The following is a 25,219-nucleotide window of genomic DNA, read 5'->3' as shown; positions in this document are numbered from 1 at the left end:
CCCGCGTGTTCTCGGCCCGGGCGCCGCGGCGGCTAGCGCCACTGGCCGGGGTGGTCGGTGGCGTCTCCGCAGACGACGCCGCTGAGGAGCGCGGGCCGGTAGCGGCCGGCTGCCGCGCGGACGTCGGCGGCGGTGAGCGCGGCCAGGGCCCGGGGGACGTCGGTGAGGGCGCTGGGGGGCAGGTCCTGGGTGAGGGCGGCGGTCAGCAGGGAGGCTCTGCCGCTCTGCGAGCCGGTGTTGATGGTGTAGGCGCCGGTGAGGAAGCCGCGGGCCGCGCGGAGTTCTTCCTCGGTGGGGCCCGTGGCGGCGAACTTTCCGGTCAGGTCCATCAGCAGGCGCACCGCCTGCCCGGCATGGCGGGTATGCACGTCGGCCTCGATGACGGTGAAGTCGCGGCCGGCGTAGTCGGTTCCCGCCCGGCACCGGTAGGCCAGACCGTGCTGTTCGCGCAGCACGGTGTTGATCCGGGAGGAGAAGCTGCCGCCCAGTACGGTCGCGGCCGCCTGGTGCGCGGCGAAGTCCGCGACGCTGGTGCGCGGGGGGCCGGGGGCGATGAGGCGGATCTGTGTCTGGTCCTGGCCGGGGCGGTGGCTGCTGGTGATGCCGGGCGCCGGCACCGGGGCACGGAGCGGGTCCGGCCCGTCGTCGTGGCGGGCCGCCGGTTTCCAGTGGGCCAGGGCCGCCGAGAAGCGGGCAGCCGCTTCGTGCGGCCGGGTGTCGCCCACGAGGGCGAGGTGGGCGTGCCGGGGGGTGACGAACCGGTGGAGGGCCGCGGTGACTTCCTGCCGGGTGATCCGTGCGGTCAGTGCGGGGTCGGGGCAGGGGTCGAGGGCCGGGGGCAGGTGCCCGAAGTACTGGGACCACATGCGGCGGGTGGCGTGGACGGCGGGCTGGGAGGCGGTCAGGGACGCCTGCTGGGTCACCAGGGTGACGGCACGGCTGACGAGGCCGTCGCTGAGGGCCGCGCCGACGAGTGCGGCGAGGGTGCCGGCGATCAGGGGCTGGTGTTCGGTGGCGGCGTGCAGGCCCAGCATCAGCCAGTCGCGTCTGCGGCTGACGCTGGCGATGCCGCCCACCTGTTCCAGGCGGGCGGTGGCCGGGTGCAGCGACAGGCATGCGGCCAGCACGTCCGACACCGCGAGGTCGGCCGGGGTGTCCAGGCGCAGGCGGATGGCGAGCCGTGCCTGCAGCAGGGGGACGGTGCTGAGCGCGGTGGCGGTGACGGTGAGCCCGCCGGCGGCGGTGGCGGTGACGAGTTCCGGGGCGGGCGCGCTCATCGCGGCATCTCCTTGGGCAGCAGGTTCAGCAGCGCCCTGCCCGCGGGGGAGGACACCCGGGCCGCGGCCGCCGCGATGTCGCCGTCGGTGAGGTCCCCGACGTGCTGCGCGAGGTCCTCGCCGATGCCGGCCCGGCCGAACAGGAGCGCGCCCCGGGCCAGGAACCGGGCCCGGTAGGCGGGGGAGTCGAAGTCCCGGTAGAGACCGGTGCGGGTGCGGGCCACGGCCCGGGCCGTCTCCGCTCCGCGGGCCGCTCCCTCGGCCACGTCGCGCAGCTGGTTCTTGACGGTCTCCTCCGTCTTGTCCGCCCGGCCCGGCGGGTGGTGGGCGACGATGACGAAGGTGTCGGGGTGGACGACGGTGAGCGGCCCGAAGTAGCCGGTGGCCGAGTCCGCCTTCGCACCCAGCGCGGCCAGGGCGGTACGCACTCTGGCGTTGCTTCCGGTGGTGAGCAGGTGGGACAGGGCCATGTGGGCCGCGTATCCCCGCAGGTCACGGCGTGCGTCGGGAAGCCGGGTGCCCAGTGCCCACGCGGGCTGGGGGGCCAGCGGGTCGTGGCAGGTGCCCCGGCGCTCGTCCGTGCCGGGCGGCTCGTCGGGATCGTGCGGCGCCGGCGCCGCACGCCCGGCGACCTCGGCGAAGGCCACGCGGGCCAGGGCGAGGGCCTGTTCGGGGTCGCAGTCCCCGCAGACGGCCAGGACCGCGTTGCCCGGTGCGTAGTGCAGGCGGAAGAAGGCACGGCAGTCCTCGGCCGTGGCGGCATCGAGGTCGGCCATCTCCCCGAACCCGTTGTGCGTGTTCTCCCACCGGTCGAACATCACGCCGGGCAGGACGGTCCAGGGAAAGCCCCCGTAGGGCTTGCCGGTGACCTGCAGACGTATCTCTTCCTTCACCACGGCGCGCTGGGTGGCCAGCAGGTCAGGGGAGATGGCCAGAAATCCCATACGGTCCGCCTCGAGCGCCAGGACCGTCTGCAACGCTTCCGCCGGAACGACCTGATAGTAGTCGGTCGAATCGGGAAACGTGTTTCCGTTGACGACTCCGCCGCATGCCTGAACAATGGAGAAATGCTCCCCGGGCGCCGTGTTCTTCGAACCCTGGAACATCATGTGCTCGAAGAGGTGGGCGAATCCTGAACGCGTGGGCTTTTCGCTCCGGAAACCGACCCGGTAGTTCACGGAGACTCCGACTCCGGAGGCTCCCTCGACCCGCTGGGCCACGACGCGCAGCCCGTTCGCGAGTGTCGTGTGTGCGATGGCATCCGACATGGCCAAGATTAGAACCGCGCCGCCACCGGCACCTCAACCATTACTTGACCGGCGGCTGCCCGTCCTCGCAGCGGAGCGCCCATATTCCCGGCACAGCTTCAACGAACACCGAAAATTGGGAGTTGCTGCCGCCCGCGGCGCCTCCTTAATCTCCTGGCATGGAGACAGAAAACCGTGCCCGAAACGGATCCCACCGGTTCGCACCGGTCGATCTTGACAGTGTTCCGGAGGTCGATGCACTGCTCACGCAGCTCGGAGTGGGATCGTTCGACCGGACCACGGTGACGACATCTCTGGGACGCAACGACAACTGGAGCGGAAACACCGCCGGCGGCAGCAGCGTATTCGTCAAGCGTTTCAACGGGCCCGACCGGAACATACGGATGTCCCGCACCACGGCGTTCTGTTCCGCGGCCGAGAACAGCGTGACGACGCCTCAGCTGATCGGAGCCGACGAGGAGAACGGACTGCTGGTGTTCAGCCGGCTCTCCGACGGCCGGAGCGGGGCGGAACTGGCCGCCGACAACGCGTTCGACGAGACGCTGTGCGCACGCGCCGGCAAAGCCGTGGCCGCGGTGCACGGGCTTGATCCCGCAGGGTTCGACTGTGCCGCGCACCCGCTCCCGCCCACCGCGAACCTCCAGGCGGTGCCCTACGACTTCTACACGGATGCGACGGCCGCGGAACTGGCCACCTGGCGGCTGATGCACGGCGACCCGGACCTCGCCGACGCCGTACGCCGCCTGCGGCACAGCGACGACGCCTCCCTGCCCTCCCGCTGCCCCCTGCACGGCGACATGCGCCTCGACCAGTTCCTGCTGGCCCAGGGAGAGCTGTACCTGACGGACTTCGAAGAGGCCCGTATCGGCGACCCCGCCCGGGACATAGGCGCGTTCGCGGGCGAGTGGCTCTTCCAGGCCGCCCGCAGCATCCCGGTGACCCTGGCCGAATCGTCCCCGGCCGGGCACGTCCCCACCCACGAGGAGATCATCGCCACCGGGGTGGGAGAGATCGAGCAGCGCAGCCCCCTCGTCCGCCGCTTCTACCGCGCCTACCTCGAGCACGCCCCGGCCGCCGTCCGGCAGGACACGGAACTCGCGGTGAGAGCCGCCGCGTACGCCGGCTGGCACATGCTGGACCGCATGCTGGCCACGGCGAGCTCCGCCACCCGGCTGTCACCCGTGTCCAAGGCGGCGGCGGGCATCGGGCGCACCGTCCTGCTGGACCCGGCCGAATTCACCTCGTCCCTGGGCCTGGAGGCCTGACATGCTGCACGGAAACCTCGGCCTGGCCGGGCACATCGCGGCGCTGGCCCAGCAGGTCACCGTCACCCCGGGAGGCCTCAAGGCCGAAACCGCCGGCGAGACCTACGAAGCGGACACCCCGCAGGCACTGGCCCGCCGCCTGTCCTCCGTCCTGTACGACACCCTGCACTCCGGCCGTGACAAGCCGCTGGACATCAGGCCCCGTTCGCTGCGCAACGCCGCCCTGGACGCCGCACTCGACCAGGCCACCGGCCCGCTGACCACGCATGCTGCGGGGCGCGTGCACTCGCAGGCCGCCGACCACACGGTGGTGGTCCTGGACGGGCTGCGGGTACGCGTCCCCGACGACAAGGTGCTCTCGCGCTCCGGCGAGCACGTCACCGTGACGCTCCCCGGCGCCAGGCCCGGCCTCTCCTCCGGCTTCTTCTTCGCCCACTCCAGCCGGCCCGCCCCCGCCGGCCGAGGCCCCCTGCTGCGGATCTACGGGCACATGGACACGGCGGACGCGGCCCCCCGGGTATGGGGTGCGCTGGTCGCCTTCCTGGAGGACGCGGGCGTCCCCTGGCAGGCGAAGATCGCCTCCTCGCCCCTGGTGTACCCCCGCAAGGACGCCGTGGTCGTCTACCTGCCCCGCCCCTCGTGGCGCATCGCCCGCGCCTGCGCGCACATGCTGGAGGAGACCGGACTGCTCGCCGCAGGCACCTCGCCCTTCACCCGCGCCGTCACCGCCTCGGTCGGCTGCGCCTTCGAGCCCGACGACCCGCGCCGTGCGCGCCAGGAGCTGAGCTTCGGACAGCACCGCACGCAGGTGTTCGCCGACGCCCTGGTCCAGCACGCCACGGCGCCGGCCGGCGAGCAGGAGCCGCTGGCCGACACCATCGCCTCGGCCTTCCTCGACGCGGGCATCGACCCCGCCGAGCCGGCCCGCAACCTCTCCTCTCCCGTCACCGACGTCCTCCGGCCGTCCTGACCCCTCAGAAGGGACTTCTTGGTATGTCTGACATCCAGAGCTATGACGTGGTCGTGGTCGGCGGCGGCCCCTCCGGATCCACGGTCGGCGGCCTCCTCGCCAAGGCCGGCCACCGGGTCCTGATCCTGGAGCGCGAGCGGTTCCCCCGCTACCACATCGGTGAGTCCCTGGTCACCGGCATGACACCGCTGCTGACAGAACTCGGCCTGGTCGAGGAACTGGACCGGCGCTTCCAGCACAAGACCGGCATCTCCCTGCGCTGGGGATCGGACCCGCAGCCCTGGCGCAGCGACTTCTCCTCCGCCAGCAGCGTCTACAGCCACGCCTGGCACGTCACCCGCAGCGAGTTCGACGAGCTGATGCTCAACAACGCCCGCTCCCTGGGCGCGACGGTCGTGGAGGAAGCGCACGTCAGCGAGGTGACCGGCGCCGGCACCGGCACGGTGACGGGCCTCGTCTACACGCACGGGGGCAAGAAGCACCAGGTCACCAGCCGCTACGTGGTCGACGCCTCGGGACAGGCCCGCACCGTCTCCCGCAAGACGACCAGCACGCAGTGGCAGGAGGACCTGCGCAACGTCGCGGTGTGGGGCTACTTCGACACCTACACGCCGATCGAGCACGACCAGGACATCCTCGTCGAGGCGGTCGACGGCGGCGGATGGTTCTGGGGCATCCCGCTGTCGAAGGACAAGCTCAGCCTGGGCTTCGTCCTGCCCGCCGAGCGGCTGGCGCAAGCCGTCCAGCAGGGCAGGAGCCAGCGGGAGGTGTTCCTTGAGGGCCTGGCGGCCAGCAACATAGCCAAGACGATGGTGGACCCCGGCGACACCCCGCAGGAGATGAACACCGCACGGGACTGGTCCCACCTCAGCGACACCTTCTACGGGCCGGGCTGGGTGGCGGTCGGGGACTCGGCGGCGTTCATCGACCCCCTGTTCTCCTCGGGCATCTGGCTGGGCACCTCCGGCGCCTGGCTGGCGGCGCGCGCCCTCGACTCGGCACTGGCCGACCCGGCCGGCGAACAGCACGCGCTGCAGCGGTTCGACGCCGTCTACCGGCAGCTGTTCAGGGACGTCCTGCTGTACGTGCGGTTCTTCATGGACCCCTCCCGGCTGCGGGAGGAGTACATGGAGCGGGCGCGTGAGATCACCCAGATGTACACCGAGTCCTCCAGGGTCGGTTTCGTCTCGCTCATCTCCGGCATCGGCGCGGTGGCCGACCTGGTCGACTTCGACCCCATGGGCATGGACGGCCTGCGCGACATCATGACGGAGCGGGCGCAGCAGGCCCAGGCCAGGTCCGCCGACACCGCCGCCGCGGTCTGAGCCGGGCCTGGCGTGCCCAGGGGGTGATGTCCATGGACGAGCCGGTGGCACACGGGCCGGCGCGGGGTGACATGCGCTGTGCGGCTCTGACGTGTTTCCCCTCCGACGACACCGGTACGGGCAGCGACGACGGCTGCGGCACCGGCCTGCGCAGCAGACGCTCCACCATCCCGGCGCTGCCCACGGCCTGGGTGTACTGATCACGGCGGGTGCGGCTCCTCGAAGCAGCCAGGAGCCGCACCCGCAGCGCTTTTCTCAGTCCTGCCCGCGGCAGCCTCGCGCCAGGCCCCGGCCGGCCCCGCCAGAAGACGAGCGGCCCACCGGGCCCCCGCCGGAGCCGGCCGGACAACCGGCCCGCAGGCGTGCGGGGCCCGCAGGCGTGGCCAGTGGCGCACCCGGGCCCCCGGCCGGGCGGCGCGTGCGAGGCCGGATGCCGGCCGGGGGCGGTCACTTCCGCGGGCGCAGCGTCCGCGCCGCCGCGAACACGAAGAGACCGTCAGCTGCCGGGGCGTCCCCATAGGTGCGCGGACACCGCCCCCTGGCTCGCCCCCGGCCCCCGGCTTCGGGCCGCTGGGCTCCGGCTCCCAGCCCCCGGCCGCTGGCCCGCCCCCCGGCCGCTGGTCCCCGGCCCGCCCGGTCAGAAGACGGCAGCAGAGGGTCCTGTGCGCCCCCCTGACCGCAACGGGCAGGCGCGGGCGGTCAGTTGCCCGCCGGCCGTGGCCGGCGCGTCTCGCGGCTGTGCTGAGTGACATGGCCTCCCTCGTGCGGCCTCCGGCCTGCCCGCCGGCTGTGCACCGTATGCATCCCCGGCCCCCGGCCCCCCGGCCCCCTGGCCCCCTGGCCCCCTGGCCCCCGGCCTCCCGCTCCCGGGGCCGGCAGCGGCGGCCGAGACCGCGCGCAGTCGTCAACGGCCCGGTCCTGCCCCGGAACTCCGCCAGTCGCCTCCTGGCGGCCGTGACCTCGTCCGCGACAGCGCGGCGCCCTCTTGGGAGCGGTGCACGCGAAGGCGGGGGAGCGGCCCGTTCGGCAGCGCGCCCGCCGCGGACTTCTTCGTCGGCGAGCCCGGAACTTCCTTCCCGTCACGCCCCGCCGGGTGAACCCATGAGTCCCTGACCCCTGTGCCGGTGGAGGACCGCGGGTGCTCATCCGGCGTCCGGCGAGGCCGTCACGCCTCGGCACCGCGCGTCGCGGTCTGCCCGGCACCTCTGCTCACACCCCCGGGCGACGTCGGGCACGGTGTCCTGGGCCGCTGCTGCCGGACGGCTGCGAGGGGCAACGCCGTAGCGCTGCCCGGTATCTCCTCAGGGCCCGGGGCGGCCGGCGCGCACGGCGCAGCCGCCGAGGCGTGCAGGGAGACGGCGGGCGACGGGCGGACAACGGATGCCGGTCCGCCGGTGCCTTGACGCACCGCATCGCACCGCACCGCATCGCACCGCACCGCACCGCATCGCATCACGCCGCACCGTGGCGTTTCACGGCAGCCTATCCGGCGCTCCAACCTATGGGACCGGTTGCTGATCGGCGGAAACGTTGCAGGTCAGAGCCGGTCCTGGTTCAACGCGGGCGGTGGCGGGACGTCGACAGTGCTCGGCCGGCCTGAGAGATTTCTCGTGTCGGACGGGGAGTTGGAAAGCCCTCCCGCTCCCGTCCTCAACGGAGAGGTCACTGTCATGAACGAGAAGCTCATCGCCGGTTACGCCGCCTACACCGACGCCGACGAGTTCGGTACGACGGCCCTGGGTGAGGCGCTGGCGTCCGTCGAGTCCGTCAGCTGGGTCCTGTCGGCGGCCTCGGCCGGCGCGAGCGTCGCGGCCACCTTCGACGTCGGCTGCTGAACCAAGGATCAGACCAGGCTCGTTTCGGCCTGCGCGGCGGCAGACAGCAGGCGGGTCCACCCCCGTCCCGGCTGCTCGCCGGCGCTTCCCACACGGTGCGGTTCCCCAGATCTTCGGGGAACCGCACCGTGGCGTTTACGGCGGTCCGCCTGTCTGTCCAACTTACGGCGTTGATTGTGGATCGGGGAGAACATCGCAGGCCAGAGCCGGTCCTGGTTAAACTGCGGCGAAGCTTGAACATCGACAGTGCTCGCCCGGCCTGGGAAGTTTTCCGTGTCGGACGGGGAGTCGGAAAGCCCTCCAGCTCCCGTCCTCAACCGAGAGGTCACTGTCATGAACGAGAAGCTCATCGCCGGTTACGCCGCCTACACCGACGCCGCGGAGCTGTCCGCCGCCGCTCTGGACGAGGCGCCGGCCACGATCGAGATCGTCACCGCGACCGTCGCGTCGTTCGTCGCCTCCGCGGAGACCTACGACATCAAGTGCTGAGTGCCGCGGCCCGGAGGCCGCGCGCCTAGACACTCTGGAGGACCGGCGAACTCGGTGAGATCGCCGGCCCCTCCCGTCGGTCCGAAGAGGGAATGGGTTCCATGAACGAGAAGCTCATCGCCGGTTACGCCGCCTACACCGACGCCGCGGAGCTGTCCGCGGCCGCTCTGGGCGAGGCGCCGGCCACGATCGAGATCGTCACCGCCACGGTCGCGTCGTTCGTCGCCTCGGCCAAGACGTACGACATCAGCTGCTGACCCGTCACAGCCTGCGCACGGGGCACCAACGGCCTTCCCCAGGGGGGTCACGGTGCCCCGATCGTGCGTTGTGGGGGCTCACGCGTGGCGCGCTGCGCTGTCGGCGATGTCCTGCAGGGCCGCCAGGTGACCGAGCAGGGCCTTGCGGCCCTGGTCGGTGAGCGCCAGCCAGGTGCGCGGGACCTTGCCCACGTGCCCCTTGCGGACCGCGAGGTAGCCGAGCTCGTCCAGCGCGCTCACGTTCTTGGAGAGGTTCGAGGCGGACAGGCCGCAGTACTCCTGCACCGCCCGGAACTCCGCCTCGTCGCAGCCCGAGAGGAAGGCGGCCATGCGGAGCCGGTTGGCCGTCCGGAAGGCGTCGTCCAGGCTGTGCTCACCTGTCACGGCGGACCTGTTTCCCCAGCGCCGCCCAGGTGTAGGCACCGAGTCCCACGCCCACGGCCACGTAGATCCAGCGGGTGCCCGGGCTGGAGGCCAGGGCCGAGACCACGATGGCGATGCAGCACACGCCCACCGTCCGCCACTTCTCGCGGGCCGGCCCGCGCAGCCCGCTGATGCCCTGGCGGGCCCGCACCCCCAGGAGCAGCCCCGCGGCCGCCGCCGCGCACAGCACGCCCCCGGCGACCGAGGCGAGCTTGAGCCAGCCGCTCTCGGGACCGAGACCGGCAAGTGCTACCGCGGCAGCCACGAGAACGCCGCAGACGGGCGGCGTCCATCCGGGCAACTGCGGCTGCACAGAGGCGTCGTAGGACTGACGGGCCTGATCGAGCGCACTGCGTGCTTGTTCTGCGTCCATGTTTGCCATGTTGGCATGTACTTTCCTGACTTTCAAGTAGTAGCTTCCTGGAAACGAGCCCGGCTCCTCCCGTCCGCGCCCGCCGCGCCCGCCGCGCCGGCCCGGGACCCCCCGGGAGCCGCCCGCAGTCCCGCACCGCCCCTACCCGGCGGAGTTCAGGAGTGAGACAACGTGAAAGCACTGGAGATCAGCTCGCTCTCCAAGAGATACGGGGAGCGCATCGCCCTCGACTCCCTCTCCTTCACCGTGCCGCCCGGCGAGATCTTCGGCTTCGTGGGCAGCAACGGAGCAGGCAAGACCACCACCATGCGCATAGCCGTGGGGGTGCTGGAGGCCGACACGGGCGAGGTGCGCTACGGCGGAGAGCCGGCCGGCCTCCACGGCAGCACCCGCTTCGGCTACATGCCGGAAGAACGCGGCCTGTATCCCCGGATGACGGTCGCCAGGCACCTGGTCTATCTCGGCCGGCTGCACGGTCTCGGCGCGGCGGACGCCCGCGAAGCGATGCTGCGGTGGACCGAGCGCCTGCACCTGGCCGAGCGGCGTGAGTCGACCATCGACTCGCTCAGCCTGGGAAACCGCCAGCGTGTACAGCTCGCCATCGCTCTCGTCCACGATCCCGACGTCCTCATCCTGGACGAGCCCTTCTCCGGCCTGGACCCGATCGCGGTCCAGGACATGGCCCAGGTCATCAAGGAGAAGGCGGCCGACGGCGTCCCCGTCCTCTTCTCCAGTCACCAGCTGGACCTGGTGGAGCGCCTGTGCGACCGGGTCGGTGTGATCCGCCAGGGGCGGCTGGCCGCGTGCGGCAGCCCCGACGAGCTGCGGTCGGCCGGCACCGCCCGCCTCGATCTGCACGTGGCCGGCGCCCGCGAGGACTGGCCGGCCCACTGCCCCGCTGTCGCCTCCTACACCTCGCACGAGGACGGAGTGCTGATCGAACTCGCACCCGGACACGACGAGAACGCCGTGCTGGAGGAAGCCGTGAGACACGGCCTGGTCCGCCGCCTCGTGTGGCACCGGCCCGCTCTCGCCGAGACGTTCCGCCACCTGCTCGAGCCCACGGAAGGCACCGACCGATGACCGCACACGCCGCAACCGACCGGACCGGCGCCCTCAGGGACATACGCCTGGTCTACCAGCGGGAAGTGACCGCCCGGCTGACCTCCAAGGGCTACTTCGCCGGAATGCTGATCATGGTGGTGCTCGTGGGGGCCATCGTGCTCGGCATGTCCTACCTGGGAGCGCCCAGAACGCTCCAGGTCGCCGCCTGCGGTGCAGGCACCGCGAAGCCCGCCGCCGCACCCGCGGACATCGAGATCAGCACGTGCACGGGCCTGGAAGCGGCACGCGAGGGGGTCGTGGACAAGGACCTCGATGCGGCCATGGCCGTCGAGGCCGGAAAGGCCACCGTCCTGGTCCGGGGCGACAGCGACCAGCGGGCACAGGACACCGCCGCGGCGATGGCCCGGAACTGGGCGCTGGAGAAGGCCTACCGGGAGCAGGGCGTCGACGTACCGCGTCTGACGCAGAGCATGTCCGGCAGCCTGCCCCGGGTCCGGACGGTCGGGGACAGCCTGCAGGGCAAGCAGGTCGGGGCAGCGGTCAGCCTGGTGATCGTCCTGTTCATGCAGATCATCGGGCAGGGGTCGCTGATCGCCCAGGGAGTGGTGGAGGAGAAGTCCACCCGCATCGTCGAGGTCCTGCTGTCCACCCTCACACCGCTGCGCCTGATGACCGGGAAGGTGGCCGGCATCGGCACCACGGCGGTGCTTCAGATCCTCGTCCTGGTGGGGGCCCTGGTCACGGCGCGCGCTTTCGGCGGCGCGGGGAGCAGTGTGATGCCGGGCGCCACGGCCGTCGTGTCGCTCCTGGTGTGGTTCCTGATGTCGTTCGCCCTGTTCGCGGGTCTCTTCGCCGCGGCGGGTTCCCTGGTCTCCAGGCCGGAGGATCTGCAGTCCGTCCTGATGCCGGTCATGGTGTTCTCCCTGCTGCCGGTCGGCGCCGCGGCCGCCGCCGTCGGCAGCCTGGACGCCCCGTGGGTGCAGGTTCTGCAGTATCTGCCGCCCTTCTCGGGCGTGCTGATGCCCCTGCAGGCCGGCGTCGGCAACGTCTCGCTCTCGCAGCAGGTGCTGGCCGCCGCCGTGATGCTGTGCGCCGTGGGCGGCTGCATGTGGCTCGCGTCCCGGGTCTACCGCAACTCCATCCTCAAGATCGGTGCCACCGTGCGCTGGCGCCAGGCTCTCGCCGCGTGACCCCGGCCCTCCCCGGCCCGGCCCCGGCCCCCCGGCGCGCCGTATGACCCCTGGCGCCGTATGACCCCTGGCCCCGTATGGCCCCGGCGCCGTATGGCCCTGGCCCCGCGTGGCCCCTGCCCGCGGCCCCGTATGGCCCCGGCCCGCCGGCCCCGCGTGGGCCCCGGCTTCTCGCCGTGTGGCTGCGGCCCGGCGTGGCTGCGGCTTTCCGCCGTGTGACCTCGGCCTTTCGCAGGTATCCCGCCGGGCGCCGGTGACTTCGCCCGCCGCTGTCCGGTCCGCCCACTCCAGAGGGATCGACCACCGTGTCCGTACTGCATCTGCTCGCTGTTCTCGTCACCGTTCTGGCCGCCGCTCGCGGCGGCCGGGCGGTGGCCCGCCGGCTGCGTCAGCCCGAGGTCGTGGGAGAGATCACCCTCGGCCTTCTCGCGGGCCCTGCGGTGCTCGCGTTCTTCGGCCGGCCGGCCTTCGACGCGGTGCTGCCCCAGCCCGTGCTGGGTGACCTGAAGCTCGTGGGCGAGGCCGGGCTGGTTCTCTTCCTCGTCGGCCTCGCCCACCGTCTGCAGACCGCGGCACGGCCGGGCAGGCGCGCGGTCGCGTGGGTGAGCGCGGGCGCCCTGCTGCTGCCGCTGCTGTGCGGGGCCCTCTTCGCCGGCTGGATCGTCCTGCGCGAGGACACCGCCGTCCGCGGTCATGCCCCGGCCGCCTCGTTCGTCCTCATGGTGGCCGTCACGCTGAGCATCAGCGCGGTGCCGGTGATGGCCCGGATGATCGCCGAACGCCGCATGCACCGGTCGGTGACGGGGGCGCTGACGCTCACCTCGGCCGTCGTGATCGACACACTGGGCTGGCTGTTGCTGACGCTGGCCCTGTGTCTCTCGTCGGGCAGCCCGGCCGGGTTCCTGCGCTCGCTGCTCGCACTCGCGGCGGCCGCCGCGGGTGCGTGGGCCCTCAGGGCGGTGATGCTGACGCCGGCGGCCCGCCGGCTGGGCGAACGGGCGCCCGGTGCCGCCGCCGCCGCGCTGGGCACTGCGGCCATCGGCGTCGCCCTGTCGGCCGAGCACATGGGGATGACGGCGATCGTGGGGGCGGCCGCGGTGGGGATGGCGGTGCCCAGAGGCGGGAGCAGCCCGTGGGCGCCTGCTGTGGCTTCGGTCTCCCGGGCCGGGCAGGCCCTGGTCCCGGTCTTCTTCGTGGTGACCGGCGTGACGGTGTTCGGCGACAGCCGGGGGGCCGCCGGGTGGCCGCTGTTCGCCCTCGCGATCGCTCTCGGAGCCGCGGGCAAGATCGGCGGCGGGTACCTCGGGGCGCGCCTCGGCGGGCGCTCGCCCCGTTCCTCGCGTCAGGTGGCCGTGCTGATGAACACGCGCGGGCTGACCGAACTCGTCATGCTGCAGGCGGGGCTGGAGTCCGGTGTCCTCACCCCTGCGCTGACCCGGGTCCTGGTGGTGATGGCCCTGGTGACCACCGCGATGACCGGCCCGCTCCTGCGCCTCCTGGACCGCGGCCCCCACGGCCCGGCGTCCGCGATCCCGCCGGCGTCCGCGGCCCCGGTGGTTCCCGCTCAGCCTGCCGCCCGGCTCAAAGGCGCCGTGCCGGCGGGCCGGTGAGGCGTCCGCCCGGAAAGACAGCGGGCCCTTTCCCCGTTCTGCCCGTGCAGCGGTGTGGTGCGCGCCGCCGGCCTCTTCGGCGGGCGGCACGCACCACGGGGCCGGCCGGTGCGCCCGGGCGGGCACAGGAGCGGGCGCGAACCGGGGACGCGCCGGGCACGCGGCACCGAGGCGGTGCGTGCCCCGGCGGGAGGGCACGCACCGCCTCGGCGCCGCGTGTGCGCACGGCCCGCCCGGCCGCCCGGCCCGCACGGCGCGCCGTGCGTGCGGGCCGGGCGCTGCCGGGGGAGGGGTCAGGCGCCTCGGGCCGAGGCGAGCGCGCCCTGGTTCACACGTCCCGGTGAGGAGGCTCTCGCCGAGAGCATCGAGGCGCGGATGGAGCGCAGCTGCAGATAGGAGTCCCCGAGCGCCTGCTTGAGTTCGGCGACTTCTCCCAGCAGCTGCCTCTCGCGCTGGCTGGCCTGGTCGAGACCGGTCTCCAGGCCGTTGCGGCCCGCTGTGACGAAGCGTCTCTTCCAGTTGTATATGGCCTGGTCCGTGACACCGGCGGTGCGGGCGGCCTCCGCGGCGGTGGTCTCCCCGGCGAGGACCGCCAGGACGATGGTGACCTTCTGCTCCGGGGGAAGAGCGGGCGGGCGCGGCATGGGCTGTCTCCTGGGGTGGTGGGGCTGTGGACGGTGTGATGCGGCGGGCCGGGCAGGGGCGTGGCGCCGGCGCGGTCCTGACGGTCTGTCCGGCCGGCTGGAGGTGCTGCTCTCCCGCTCCTGCGGGCCTGGCCGGGGGGAGGCCGGGCCGGCCCTCAGGCGCCCGGGCCGTGCGGCGGGTCCTGTCGCAGGCACTGCCAGGCGTAGGCCGCGGACACGATGGTCATGTGATGGTGCCAGCCGGGGAACGACCTCCCTTCGAAGTCGGCGAGCCCCAGCCCCTGCTGCATGTCGGTGATCGCCCCGGCGGAGCGTGTCAGCAGGGCGGACAGGGCCGCGAGGCGGTCGGTGCGCTCGCCGGCCAGACTGGTCAGCCACCAGCTCCGGCGGGCCCGGTCCCCGCCGCGGCCCATGGCGATGACACGGCAGGCGTCGAAGGTGCCCCCCGTCCCGGGCGTCCTTCCCGGGGCCCAGACCGGGGCGGTGGAGACGATCTGTTCGGCACCGAAGGTCAGGGCGGCGCCGCGGCCGGGCCGGTCGGTCAGCGACCGCGCATCGCGTTCGGTCCCCTGAGAGGTGACCAGCCGGGTGTGCGGCGGGACCTGGACCATGAAGGGCTGGCGGCGGCGCAGCATCGCGTGCACCAGGTGGAGGCTGTCGGCATGGGGGGTCAGATCGGCGACGACGGGCAGGCTCCGGCTGCCGGCCCAGCGGTCGCACGAGGCGAGGACCGCTCCCGTCTGCTCCTCGAGGCTCTGCGCGGGGGAAGGGTCCTGCACCCCCGCGTGCCGGCGCTCCCCGCCTGCCGGCCACGGCGCGGGCAGGTGCAGCTGCCAGTCGACGGGCACGGTACTGCGCGCGGAGGCCATGAAGAGGCCGAGACCGACCTGGCAGCTGGCGCTCCGCCCGAGCTGCGGGACGAAGCGGGTGTGCACGCCGCAGCTGTGCAGGCCCCGCTTGGGGATGTAGGCCAGATCCAGGACGTACGCCTCCGGGGCCTGACGGGCCGTCACCCAGCGGGCGAGCGCGTCGCGTACGGGCTGCCACTCCCAGGGGCTGACGTTGATGAACTGGTGCATCGACTGCGACGCGGTCGGCGAGGCGGCCACCGCCGAGGCGATGCGCCGCAGGGACTTCTTGCCCGGCGTGGCCAGCAGGCCCCGCAGGTAGATGCGTGCCCAGCGGCGCTGGTCGGCTCGCGGCAGGCCCGAGAAGAGCTCGTCCGCGAACGAGTCGACCGAGGCGACCGGCGCCGGAGCGTACGTGGTCATGAGGCATCCCCTCCCCCTCGAGCCGGCCGGCAGCCGGCGACCCGAAAAGAATAACGAACGCCCCTTTTTTTTGGGATGGCTCGGTCGGATCGCCCTCCCATTTCGCCAAGTCGGCTGCGTATCCCGTGGTCAGCGGCCCTGCGCGGGGCGGGGGCCTGACGCTGTGCGCCCGAGGGACCGGGAAGGCGGGCCGCATCTTCGCCAACTCTGCGTTGCCGGACGGCGCCTGGCCTTCACAGACTGTGCAAACTGTGACATCCACTCAACTGCCCCATGCGCAGAACAGTCCGGACCCGGCTTCCCCGCCCCGCTGCGGACGACGACCAGGGAGACAGCGATGACGAGGCAGGAAAGGGCTGTACGTACCCGGGCGGCGTTCCTGCGGGCGGCCGCGGAGCTGTTCGACGTGAACGGCTACCACATCACGTCGCTGGCCCAGGTCTGCCGCAGGGCAGGGCTCTCCTCGGGCGCGATGATGTTCCACTTCCCCTCCAAGCAGGAACTCGCGGACGGCGTCGAGGCGGAAGGGCGAAGCCGGCTGGCGGCCGCGCTCGGCAGCCGTCAGGAGGCCGCGTCCGGCCCCCCGCTGCAGAGCGTGGTCCGGCTGTCCGTCGCCTTCGCGGAAGCGGTGGAGACCGACTGCGCGGTGCGGGCCTCCCTCGCCCTGGCCCGCGACCGCGGCCACAGCGATCCGCTGTCGGATCTGTGGCTGCCCGTGATCGGCGAACGGATCGGCCAGGCGTTCGCCCAGGGGCACCTCGCCGGCGGGGTGAGCGAGGACGACGTACACGCGCTGGCGGAACACCTCACCCGCGGTGCGGTGGCCTGCCGTACCGCTCACCTGGTGGCCGGCCGCACCGGGGAGGGCGCGGCCGCAAACGTGCTGGCTCAGCTCTGGAAGGCCGTGCTGCCCGCCCTGTCCGCCCCGGCCGCACCTCTCACCCGTGCGGGGGAGGAGCACCCGCTGCCGCCGTGACGGGCCGGAACCTTCCCCGGCAGGGAGCTCCGCCGCGAACGGCGCCCCCTCATCCGCGCAGGAGCGTCCGGTAGAAGGCCGCGGCGCGGGGGAGCCGGGACACCGGGCCCGGCCCGGGCGGGCAGCCGGCGATGCGCCAGACCTCGTCGCTCACGTACCAGTGGTCGCGGGCCAGCAGGGCGAACTGGCGCTCGCTCGTACGGCCGGGCCGCTCGCGCAGCCGCAGCAGACACTCGGCCCAGGGCAGTTCGGCGGACACGTGCGGAAGCACCCCCTGCCGGGCCAGTCCCGCCAGCAGTTCCCCCGTCCGCACGGGCAGGGGATGGCTGGCATGCAGGACCCGTCTGCCGGGGGCGGGTGCGCCGGCGGCGAGGGAGACGATGAGCCTGGCCAGGTCACCGACGTCGATCACGGACAGCAGCGCGCGGCCGCCGTCCCACAGGGCCGGCACCCGTGCCAGGAGTTCGTCCAGGGCCGGCACCACCCAGCGGTCGCCCGTTCCGGTCACCAGTCCCAGGCGCAGGACCGTCGCGCCCGCCTCCAGGGCGTACCGCTCGCCGGCCAGCCGGGTCCGGCTGGCCGGCGAGACGGGCGCGGGCCGCACGCCGCCGACGGCGACGCCGTGGTGCGGCCCGGGCCCGTAGACCGCGGCGGTGGACAGATGGACCACGTGCCGCACTCCGGCACGTACGGCCTCGGCCATGAGCGCCGCGGTCCCGGTGACGTTGACGGCCGCGCACCGCGCCTCGTCGGAGCTGAGGGAACAGGCCAGACTGAGCAGGACGTCGGCACCGTCGCAGGTGCCGTCGAGCGTCGCGGGCGACGCCAGGTCGGCGTAGCGCCACTCGACGCCCGGCCGGCCCGCGTACCCTCCCGGCCGCCGGCCGAGCACCCGGACCCGGGCCGGCGCCGCCCCCGGACCGCCAAGGCCGCCGTCGAGGAGCGCGCCCATGACCGCCGACCCGACGAAACCGGTGGCGCCGGCCACGGCGATCCGCGGCCCGCTCACGCGCCGGCCGCCCGGGCGCCCGGCCCCACGCGCAGCCCCTGCCGCGTCTGCGCATCGGTGAGCGCCGGAAGGAAGTAGCGCCACAGGGCGGCGACCCGCTGGGGGAGGTCCTCGCGGTGGGTGGCGGCGTTGGAGAATATCTGCGTCCCCGTGTAGGCACCCACCAGCACGGTGGCGAACTCGCGTACGTCGACGTCGTCGTACAGCTCGCCGTCACGCCGCGCCGCGACCAGCTGCGTGTGGAACAGCTCGGCCCACTCCTGGTAGGCCGTGTCGTCGTGGATGCCGAGCTCACCCTGCTCGACGGCGAGGCGGACACTGGCCCGGAACAGCACGTTGTCCGCGAGTTCGCCGGCGATGTGGAACGTGATGTCGATGAGCCGCTGCAGCCCGTCGCGGCCGGCGGGGAGCTGGACGAACTCCTGCTGGCTGGCCATCACGGCGTGGGCGAGGGCTTCTTTCGATTTGAAGTGGAAGTACATACCCCCCTGGGTCACCCCGGACCGGCTCATGATCTTGCTGATGCTGGCGCCCGCGTAGCCGCACTCGTCGAAAACCGCAGCAGCCGCACGGAGGATCACCTCGCGAGTCCTCACCGCCCGCTCCTGCTTGGGCTCGCCCACCAGGATCCTCATCTCCCTCGACAAACAAAACGAACACCCCTTATTTTACAGGGGCCTCACGATCTGGACGACACAGAGGTCGATTCAGACATGGGGGATTCTGATGGGTATTTCGCCAAGGGGGGCATGAAGTGCTTGTTTCAGCGGATCGTCACGTAGCGGCACCTACGCTGACCACGACCGTCGCAAGAGAGTTCGTCCACCGGGCCGCGTTCGCCGAAGTCTTCCTGACCGGCTGGCGCGCAACGGGCCAGGACACCTTCACCGTCACCGCCCAGTGGCCGCGCAGCCACAGCTTCTACACCTCCGAGCACGGCGTCCACGACCCCATGCTCATGGCCGAGACCGTCCGCCAGACCTTCCCCCTGCTGGCCCACGCCGCCTACGGCATGCCTTTCGGGTACCAGCTGAGCTGGTCGCACTTCCAGCTCACACTCAACCCCCAGGCCATGCGCATCGAACGCACACCCGCCGAGATCGAACTGCGGGTCCGCTGCAGCGACATCCGGTACCAGCGGGGCCTTCCCGCCTCCATGTCCATGGACATCGAAGCACTGAGGGACGGCGCGACCCTCGCGGTGGCCGGCACCCGGTTCGGCTGCCACTCACCGAAGATCTACGAGCGCCTGCGCGCCGGCCGGGCGGGAGTGTCCGAAGTGTTTGCCGGCGCACCGAGACCCACCGACCCCGCACCGTGCGCCGCCGTCGGCCGCACCCGCCGCGAGGACGTCGTCCTGTCACCCTCGGGAACTCCCAGGCGCTGGCAGCTCCGGCTCGACACGGACCACCCGGTCCTCTTCGACCACGCCGTCGACCACGCACCGGGCATGGTGCTGCTCGAAGCCGTACGACAGGCCGCCACAGCGGCGTCCGCAGGCTTCGGCCCCGGCATCCTGACCGCACTTGACATCGTTTTCCACCGCTACGTCGAGTTCGGCTCTCCCTGCTGGCTCGAAACACACGACGAAACCCTCATCTCCGCCGGCGCCCGCTCACGCACCCGCATCTCCGCCCACCAGGACGGGACACCCGTCTTCACCGCGAGCGGCGACATCAGCCCTCTTCCGGCCCAATAGTCGCCTCAGGCAATATCCTCCACCCCGCCCCGCCGCGACGCCGCCCCCACACCAGCCGCCCGCCCCACCCCCCACGACCACCGCCCTACGGCGACGAAGCCACCCGCACACCGAACCAGCCGACAACGACACCCCCACACATCCCGCACCACACACGCCCCCCGCCCCCCGCCCCGACGCGGCCTTCCCCAACGAACCACCCCTCCGCCACCCCGCACACCACGCGAAAGCGACCGACCACAGCAACGCCCGCACCACAAGCCAGAAAAAACAACCAACAGCGAACCGAGCGACAACAAGACCTCTGCGGCCCGGACCCCACCCCGGGCCGCACAGCCCCCATGCCGCGACGAGGAGTGGGACGACAAAGAGGACGGGAAAAATCACGCTCCCGCCCCCGGGGACCAAGGTGGGGCGCCTCATCCTGCGGAGGCTGCACGACTGCACGGGCGACACCCGGTGAGAGGCCGCAGACGCCGAGACCGGCGATCTCGAGACCATAGCCTCCGCGGCCCTTGGCCGATCAGGACACGACGGCAACAGCGCTGCACTTCGGGGCGGCCGCGGCCTGTTCCGCCGTCGCCTTGATCCGCGGCCGCCAACGCGTGCAGACCTCACGCTCGAGGCGGGCGGCGAGCTCTGAGCGGGCCCTTCTGATCTGTTTCTTCACATACCGTTCCACCGCGCACTGCCTGACGCCGAGCAACTCGGCAACGGCACCGTCCGGCCGCCGTGCTTCTCGCACCCGAACACCCCTCCCCGCGTCCGCGGGGTGCTCCGTACCAGGCTGAGCTGGCGAAGCTCACACCGCCGTCCTCCCCGCCGACGCAGGGGGACCTACACTGCGCCACAGCCCCGACCAGGGCACACTCGTGTCCTCCCCGGCACCATAAAGGACCCTGCTCATGACGAAGCTCCGTCCCCATCAGCGTGAGGCTGTCGATGCCGTGCGGGCCGCCCTGGAGGTGCCCGCAGCCGGCACCGTCCCCGAGCGCGGGCTGCGCACCCAGATCGTGATGGCGACCGGCTCGGGCAAAACCCTGGTTGCCGCGCAGAGCGCACACGAACTCCGCGCGGGCCGGGTCCTGGTGCTCGTGCCTTCGCTGGATCTGCTGGCGCAGACCGAGGCGGCCTGGCGTGCGGCCGGCCGCACCGGCCCGATGATCGGCGTCTCCTCACTGCGAGGGGAGGGCACCGGCTTCCCCAGCACCACCGACGTGCGGGAGCTGACCGCGTGGGTGCGGCCGTTCGACAAGGTCACCGTCTTCGCGACGTACGCCTCCCTCGGGCTCGGCACCCTGGAACGGGCGCACCAGGCGGGGCTGCCGGGCTGGGACCTGATCGTCGTGGACGAAGCCCACCGCACGTCGGGCCGGATCGGGAAGCCGTGGGCGGTCGTCCACGACAACACCCGCATCCCCGCGCTGCGCCGCCTGTACATGACGGCCACGCCCCGCCTGTGGCAGCTCGGAGACGAGGAGGCGGCCGGCGCCCCGGGCGAGCTGGTCGCGAGCATGGACGACGACCCCGCCGGCCCCTTCGGCAGCCGGGCGTACACGTTGACGCTGTCGCAGGCCATCGACAGGGGAATCTGTGCGCCGTACCAGGTGGTGTGTGTGGACATCACCGACACCCGGCTTCAAGCCGCGCAGCTCCTGGGCGCCGGGGCCCGCTCGGACGAGATCCGCGGGGCCCGGCTGGCAGCGCTCCAGACAGCGCTGGTCAAGGCGTCGTCGGAGGAAGGGTTCAGGCGCACGCTCACCTTCCACCACCAGGTCAAGGAGGCCGAGGCGTTCACGGCCGGCCTGCCCGACGTCGCGGCCAAGCTGCACACCGAGGACCCCGTCCTGTACCCGGCAACGACCTGGGCCGACTGGCTGTGCGGCGAGCACAAGCCCGCCCACCGCCGCCGGGTCCTCGCGGAGTTCGCGGCCGGGATCGCCGCCGACGGCACGGTGGTCGAGAAGGGCTACCTGAGCTCCGTGAAGGTGCTCGGTGAAGGCGTCGACACCCGGAAATGCGACTCCGTGTACTTCGCGGACGTACGCGGCGCCATGCCCGACTTGGTCCAAGCCGTCGGCCGAGCGCTGCGCATGCAGCCCGGCGAGGGCAAGGTCGCCTCCCTCGTGGTGCCCGTCCTGCTCGGACCCGGCGAGACGGCCGACAACATGCTCACCTCCCGCGCCTTCGGCGGGCTGGCCAAGCTGCTGACCGCCCTCAGGGCACATGACGCCCGAGTGGTGGAACAACTCGCCGAACCGCAGGTCCCAAGCACCCCTCAGGCTGCTCATGGCGCCGAGCAGCGCCAGGAGGACCAGACGGAGGGGGACGGCGGGCCGTCGGCGGCCGCACGGAGCTTGCTGAAGTTCTCCACGCCGCGCGACCCCGCCGCGCTGGCCGCGTTCATCAACCTGCGCGTCCTCAACCCCGAGCACCAGCACTGGCGGCGCGGCATCGAGGCCGCCACCCTCTACCACCGGCTCCACGGCGACCTCAAGGTCCCGTTCACCTACCGGGTGCCCGCCGCCGACGACCAGGAGACGGCGGCCGCAGGGTGGCCGGCCTCGCTCGCCGACTTCCCGCTCGGGCAGTGGATCGCCGACAACCGGCGCACCTACGCCCGCGGCGACATGGACGCCGACCGCGCCCGGCAGCTGGAGAAACTCGGCATGGTCTGGTCGCACTTCGACGTCGCATGGGAGCAAGGCCTCGCCGCGGCACGCGACTGGGCCGCCGAACACGGTCACCTCCTGGCCCCGCTGGACGCCACCTACCAGGGCTACCGCGTGGGCATCTGGCTGAAGAACGCACGGACCGCCGCCCGCAAGGCAGCCGACATCGAGCAGCAGCGCGCCGAGGGCCTGTCGGTAGCCTCGTCGGCCGGGGCGCTGTCGGAGGTGCGGCGCGAGCAACTGGAGGACATCGACCCCTCCTGGTGCCCTACCTGGCCGGTGGAGTGGCAGCGCGCCTTCCACCTCGTACGCCTCCACCTGGACACCGGCCGCCCGCTGCCCACCTCGCCCGGCGACGTCGTCCACCAGGGAGAAGACCTCGGACGCTGGGTCCGCTCCGTCCGCCTCGGCTGGGACAAACTCACCACCGTGCAGCAGTGGATGTGCGAACAGGTCCTCGGCATCGAGCCCGCCACCGAGGAGGAGAAGCCGCGACCGCGCCGCACGCAAGCCGACAAGTGGGCGCTGAACTACGAGGCCGCCAAGCAGTTCTACGAGCGTGAGGGGCACCTCCAGGTCCCCCGCAAGCACGTTGAACGCATCGTCGTCGGGGAGGACCAGGAGGAGCGGGAGCACAAGCTCGGAGCATGGATCGGCAACCAGCGCAGCCGGGCGGCGACGCTGGCCCCGGAGCGGGTCGAGCAGCTGTCCGCGATTGGGATGCGGTGGGCGTAGCGGACGCCGATCCCGTCGGAATCCGCGAGGCGTTGTGACTCTACTGCTTCGACAAGCGTAGAGCCCAAAGCCTTGTTTCCCGACTCAGCGCCCCGGTGTTGCTCGGTAGGCTCGGCTCCACCGGCTGCCAGGGACTCTCGGTTGGATCATTGGGCAGCGGCGCATTCACTACACAGGGGGAAGCCCATGGAGTGGGGAACTGTCGTCAGCGTCGCCGTCGGCGGGCTTATAGGCCTCAGCGGCGACACCATTGGAAGGATCGGCGCCCGCCGGCAGGCACAGAGGGCCCGGCAGGAATCCTTGGAGGACGCGGAGTCGGCCCGAAGAAGAGCCATTGAAGACGAGAGCAGGGCAGCCAAAGCGGACCGCGAGCGCCGCGCAGTCGAGAACATCCTGGGTGCCTACTTGGAGCACCCCGTCAGGCTCCTCAACCAGCCACCCCACGAGACAGATAGGAGCGCCACCAAGATCTGCGCCATCCTGGGTTTCGAGCAGTCCTTCCTGCTGGACAGAGAGCTACGCCTGCGTATCGCGGAAGTCTGCTACCTCTTGGACATGGCTCAGTCCGGCAGTGTCCCCGGACACTCCCTGGCGGAAGTTGCGTTCCTGTCCCGGAGCGAGACCCGCATGCTGATGGGCGCTTGGTCGAGGGGAGACACTCTGCCTGAATCCGTTGAGGGCTGGCGGCAGCTTCGGCAGTTACGTCCTGATATCGAAGCCCGATGGCAGGGAACGCTGAGAGATAACGGCTCATCGATCGTTGTGCCCCCACTCTCCATCTACTGATGCACAGGACCCGGCTTGCGAGCTGTTCGTAGGCCGGAAGCGACAGGTCACCGAGCCCTCCCCGCCGACGCGGGGCGCTCCGTCCCCGAGCACCAGGCGGAGCGCCATACCGTCGTCTTCCCCGCCGACGCGGTGTCCCAAAGCTGCTGATGGTGGGCACTGACCTGGCGGCGTCTTCCCCGTCGATGCGGGGGATGTTGTACACCGCTGGCCGGACTCGAACGGAAGCCGCTCGTGAGCAGCCGCACAAGCGTTGCGGAGTGCGTTGGGGGCGCGGCTTGAGGCCGCAGCGCTCGGCGTCCGGCCCTGACACACGAAAGCGGCCGGTGCCCAATCCGCCGAAGCGGGTGGCAAGGGCACCGGCCAACCCAAAGACCCTCCGAAGAGGACTCCAGCGCCAGCATATCCACCCCACCGGGGCCGCCGGCCTCCCCGCACAACCCGCCGCGCAGACAAAGCCAGCAGACCGCCCCGCGGCGGGGCGCGCACCACAACCGTGCGCAGCAACGCGTCCCCCTCTTTTCCGGGGTGGGTGGGCCGGGGCGCGGCACCGGACGCCGCCTGCCACGCGGGCGGGGCACCGGGCGTCCGCTGCGTTCCCGCCCTCGCTGTGCGACCCCTGCGGCGCTGCGCCGGGCACCGACAGCGCTGCGCGCCATCGGAAGCGGCGACCGGCACCACGCCCCGGCCCACCTACCCCGGAAAAGGGAATAGCGAAATCCTGTTCAGACGGAAAAGAGAGAAAAGGAAACCTCCTTTCGAGGGCTCTTTATTTGATCTTGCCTGGCGAATTGAATAGTCTTTTCCTTGTCGGGAGGGAGTGGCACCCAACCGGCAAACCCAAAGGCCAACCGAAAAGGAGCCAGAGAATGGAAACGCAGCGCTACACTATCGGGAAGCGCGACGAAGAGGGGTTCTATCCCGTCACCGTCGACCAGACCCCGGCCGGGACCGTCCACCGCCGTCACGGCAGCTGGTACGCGACCATGCCCGGCCACCCCGTCCAGCGGGCCGCCGACCGGCACCAGGCCGCCGCCCACCTCGTCACCCTCATCGACCAGGGCAAGCGCCCACCATCCCCGCTCAGGCCCCCGTCCACTCACCCGCCGACCGGCTGCGCTCCACCGTGAGCGTGCGCGCCACCCGCACCTACGCCTACCTCCTGCCGGACCTGCGGTTTACCATCCCCAACCTCGTTCGCTCCCCAGAGGCCATGTCCCGCCTTGCCCAGCTCGGATGGACCCCCCTTGCGGGGCTACCCCGGCGCGGATCAGCCGTGGCTGATGGAATGCCGCCTGTGCGGCTGGAAGGGACACCGGTTCTGGAGCCACCTCCGGGGCCGCAACGGCAACGGCATTCCGCGTCCGGCCAACCGTCACCCAGGCTGCATTCCCGTCAAGGAACACCCCCTGGCACTCATCAACCTGACCGCCGAACGCAAATATGAGTGCGCGTGCGAATTCCAGCACCCGACCAGCGTGGAACAGGCCCAGGACATTTTCCGATCCATCGAAGTCGCCGTGAATGCAGGGGCAGCAATGCGAGCCACCCTGTACTCGCGGGGAATCCTGGAACCGTGCCCCGCATCGAGTCGCCGGGCACTCGTCCTCAGGGCCGCGCTCGACCGCAGGGCCAACCGGCGAAAGAACCAGGCATAAGCCAATCTGCCCCCGCTCCGAAGGGAGCGGGGGCAGAGGCTGGTTCCAGAGTCAGTCTGGTGATTCACTTTGAAGCACGGGGATGGCCCGTTTCTGCCAAAGCTACATGGGGCATCACCTGATGCAGGGTCACCACCGCCCGGCCACCCGCCCTCCTCGCTGCCCGGGCCGCAGGCCCGTTGGCCGTCCCGCGCAGCGGGTGCGGCCGGTGGCTGGAGCGCAGCGGAGGCCACTCCAGCGGGGCAATGCCCCGCAGCTCCGGGAGCGCAGCGGACGGAGCGTCACCGGCCCGGCGCAGCCGGGCCGGTGGGCTGCTCGCGCAGCGAGCAGCAGCGCTCACGCGGAGCGGGAGCGCAACCCCCGCGCGCAGCGCGGGGGTTCGCTTGCCCAATCGCGCAGCGATGGGGTACCCGCTCCGCGGG

Annotated in this window: 23 protein-coding genes and 1 pseudogene; 15 read left to right on the top strand and 9 right to left on the bottom strand. The window is 72.0% G+C overall.

What is annotated here, in order from left to right; genetic code table 11:
• Positions 1 to 32: 32 nt before the first annotated feature.
• Together EV562_RS35945 and EV562_RS34180 are read right to left on the bottom strand one after the other, a co-directional pair.
• Entirely contained in the window at positions 33 to 1,277 is a 1,245-nt protein-coding gene (locus tag EV562_RS35945) for an insulinase family protein (RefSeq protein WP_133890762.1), read from the bottom strand.
• Positions 1,274 to 2,545 carry a pitrilysin family protein gene (locus tag EV562_RS34180; RefSeq protein WP_133890761.1) on the bottom strand — a complete coding sequence of 424 codons (1,272 nt, stop codon included), beginning with the start codon at positions 2,543 to 2,545 and terminating at the stop codon, positions 1,274 to 1,276. Before EV562_RS34180 ends, EV562_RS35945 begins: the two co-directional genes overlap by 4 nt.
• A gap of 158 nt (positions 2,546 to 2,703) precedes the next feature.
• On the opposite strand from EV562_RS34180, the gene lxmK reads away from it, so the two are divergent.
• From lxmK to EV562_RS35260, 7 genes are all read left to right on the top strand, one after another.
• Complete coding sequence (lxmK, locus tag EV562_RS34175; protein ID WP_133890760.1) at positions 2,704 to 3,810, top strand: class V lanthionine synthetase subunit LxmK; 1,107 nt, start codon at positions 2,704 to 2,706, stop codon at positions 3,808 to 3,810.
• Between the two features lies 1 nt (position 3,811).
• Positions 3,812 to 4,780, top strand: coding sequence for a T3SS effector HopA1 family protein (locus tag EV562_RS35940; protein WP_133890759.1), 969 nt, complete (start codon positions 3,812 to 3,814; stop codon positions 4,778 to 4,780).
• Between the two features lie 23 nt (positions 4,781 to 4,803).
• Complete coding sequence (locus EV562_RS34165) at positions 4,804 to 6,105, top strand: tryptophan 7-halogenase (protein WP_133890758.1); 1,302 nt, start codon at positions 4,804 to 4,806, stop codon at positions 6,103 to 6,105.
• Positions 6,106 to 6,137: 32 nt separating this feature from the next.
• Entirely contained in the window at positions 6,138 to 6,305 is a 168-nt protein-coding gene (locus EV562_RS35275; RefSeq protein WP_166662150.1) for a hypothetical protein, read from the top strand.
• Between the two features lie 1,470 nt (positions 6,306 to 7,775).
• The gene (locus tag EV562_RS35270) at positions 7,776 to 7,940 is read left to right on the top strand and encodes an LxmA leader domain family RiPP (protein ID WP_166662149.1); all 165 of its coding nucleotides are present in this window, start codon (positions 7,776 to 7,778) and stop codon (positions 7,938 to 7,940) included.
• A 333-nt stretch (positions 7,941 to 8,273) separates the two neighbouring features.
• Positions 8,274 to 8,429 (top strand): LxmA leader domain family RiPP, encoded by a 156-nt coding sequence (locus EV562_RS35265; protein ID WP_166662148.1) that lies wholly within the window; start codon positions 8,274 to 8,276, stop codon positions 8,427 to 8,429.
• A gap of 101 nt (positions 8,430 to 8,530) precedes the next feature.
• Entirely contained in the window at positions 8,531 to 8,686 is a 156-nt protein-coding gene (locus EV562_RS35260; RefSeq protein ID WP_166662147.1) for an LxmA leader domain family RiPP, read from the top strand.
• A gap of 78 nt (positions 8,687 to 8,764) precedes the next feature.
• Here EV562_RS35260 and EV562_RS34160 read toward each other — a convergent pair whose 3' ends face one another.
• Entirely contained in the window at positions 8,765 to 9,070 is a 306-nt protein-coding gene (locus EV562_RS34160) for a transcriptional regulator (RefSeq protein ID WP_243860316.1), read from the bottom strand.
• Complete coding sequence (locus EV562_RS34155; RefSeq protein ID WP_133890757.1) at positions 9,060 to 9,482, bottom strand: hypothetical protein; 423 nt, start codon at positions 9,480 to 9,482, stop codon at positions 9,060 to 9,062. The genes EV562_RS34160 and EV562_RS34155 overlap by 11 nt, the downstream gene beginning before the upstream one ends.
• A gap of 171 nt (positions 9,483 to 9,653) precedes the next feature.
• Here EV562_RS34155 and EV562_RS34150 point away from each other — a divergent pair, with 171 nt between their 5' ends.
• From EV562_RS34150 to EV562_RS34140, 3 genes are all read left to right on the top strand, one after another.
• On the top strand, positions 9,654 to 10,565 hold the full coding sequence (locus tag EV562_RS34150; protein WP_133890756.1) for an ATP-binding cassette domain-containing protein: 912 nt from the start codon (positions 9,654 to 9,656) through the stop codon (positions 10,563 to 10,565).
• Positions 10,562 to 11,737 (top strand): ABC transporter permease, encoded by a 1,176-nt coding sequence (locus EV562_RS34145; protein ID WP_133890755.1) that lies wholly within the window; start codon positions 10,562 to 10,564, stop codon positions 11,735 to 11,737. Before EV562_RS34150 ends, EV562_RS34145 begins: the two co-directional genes overlap by 4 nt.
• 305 nt (positions 11,738 to 12,042) lie before the next feature.
• Complete coding sequence (locus EV562_RS34140; protein WP_166662146.1) at positions 12,043 to 13,347, top strand: cation:proton antiporter; 1,305 nt, start codon at positions 12,043 to 12,045, stop codon at positions 13,345 to 13,347.
• 293 nt (positions 13,348 to 13,640) lie between these two features.
• Here EV562_RS34140 and EV562_RS34135 read toward each other — a convergent pair whose 3' ends face one another.
• Entirely contained in the window at positions 13,641 to 13,991 is a 351-nt protein-coding gene (locus tag EV562_RS34135) for a helix-turn-helix domain-containing protein (protein WP_133890753.1), read from the bottom strand.
• Between the two features lie 155 nt (positions 13,992 to 14,146).
• Positions 14,147 to 15,262, bottom strand: a complete 1,116-nt coding sequence (locus EV562_RS34130) for a transposase (protein ID WP_133890752.1) — start codon at positions 15,260 to 15,262, stop codon at positions 14,147 to 14,149.
• Between the two features lie 337 nt (positions 15,263 to 15,599).
• Between EV562_RS34130 and EV562_RS35255 the strand changes: the two genes are divergently transcribed.
• Positions 15,600 to 16,238 (top strand): TetR/AcrR family transcriptional regulator, encoded by a 639-nt coding sequence (locus EV562_RS35255; RefSeq protein ID WP_166662145.1) that lies wholly within the window; start codon positions 15,600 to 15,602, stop codon positions 16,236 to 16,238.
• Between the two features lie 49 nt (positions 16,239 to 16,287).
• Here EV562_RS35255 and EV562_RS34120 read toward each other — a convergent pair whose 3' ends face one another.
• Both EV562_RS34120 and EV562_RS34115 read right to left on the bottom strand, forming a co-directional pair.
• A complete protein-coding gene (locus tag EV562_RS34120; protein WP_133890750.1) occupies positions 16,288 to 17,247 on the bottom strand; it encodes an NAD(P)-dependent oxidoreductase in 960 nt (319 codons plus the stop codon).
• A complete protein-coding gene (locus EV562_RS34115; RefSeq protein ID WP_243860315.1) occupies positions 17,244 to 17,882 on the bottom strand; it encodes a ScbR family autoregulator-binding transcription factor in 639 nt (212 codons plus the stop codon). Before EV562_RS34115 ends, EV562_RS34120 begins: the two co-directional genes overlap by 4 nt.
• 119 nt (positions 17,883 to 18,001) lie before the next feature.
• Here EV562_RS34115 and EV562_RS34110 point away from each other — a divergent pair, with 119 nt between their 5' ends.
• A complete protein-coding gene (locus EV562_RS34110) occupies positions 18,002 to 18,946 on the top strand; it encodes a ScbA/BarX family gamma-butyrolactone biosynthesis protein (protein WP_133890748.1) in 945 nt (314 codons plus the stop codon).
• A gap of 559 nt (positions 18,947 to 19,505) precedes the next feature.
• Here EV562_RS34110 and EV562_RS35805 read toward each other — a convergent pair.
• Positions 19,506 to 19,664, bottom strand: a pseudogene (locus EV562_RS35805) (XRE family transcriptional regulator); the annotation flags it as partial.
• A 187-nt stretch (positions 19,665 to 19,851) separates the two neighbouring features.
• Here EV562_RS35805 and EV562_RS34105 point away from each other — a divergent pair.
• The 3 genes from EV562_RS34105 to EV562_RS34095 all read left to right on the top strand — a co-directional run bounded on the left by EV562_RS34105 (position 19,852) and on the right by EV562_RS34095 (position 24,269).
• Positions 19,852 to 22,353: a DEAD/DEAH box helicase gene (locus EV562_RS34105; RefSeq protein WP_133890747.1), complete on the top strand. Its 2,502-nt coding sequence runs from the start codon at positions 19,852 to 19,854 to the stop codon at positions 22,351 to 22,353.
• Positions 22,354 to 22,539: 186 nt separating this feature from the next.
• On the top strand, positions 22,540 to 23,139 hold the full coding sequence (locus tag EV562_RS34100; protein WP_133890746.1) for a hypothetical protein: 600 nt from the start codon (positions 22,540 to 22,542) through the stop codon (positions 23,137 to 23,139).
• 869 nt (positions 23,140 to 24,008) lie between these two features.
• Positions 24,009 to 24,269, top strand: a complete 261-nt coding sequence (locus EV562_RS34095) for a hypothetical protein (RefSeq protein WP_133890745.1) — start codon at positions 24,009 to 24,011, stop codon at positions 24,267 to 24,269.
• The last annotated feature ends 950 nt before the right edge of the window (positions 24,270 to 25,219 follow it).

The sequence above is a fragment of the Streptomyces sp. BK208 genome (assembly GCF_004364245.1).
Classification (GTDB): domain Bacteria; phylum Actinomycetota; class Actinomycetes; order Streptomycetales; family Streptomycetaceae; genus Streptomyces.
This window is presented reverse-complemented; position numbering and strand designations above follow the sequence as displayed.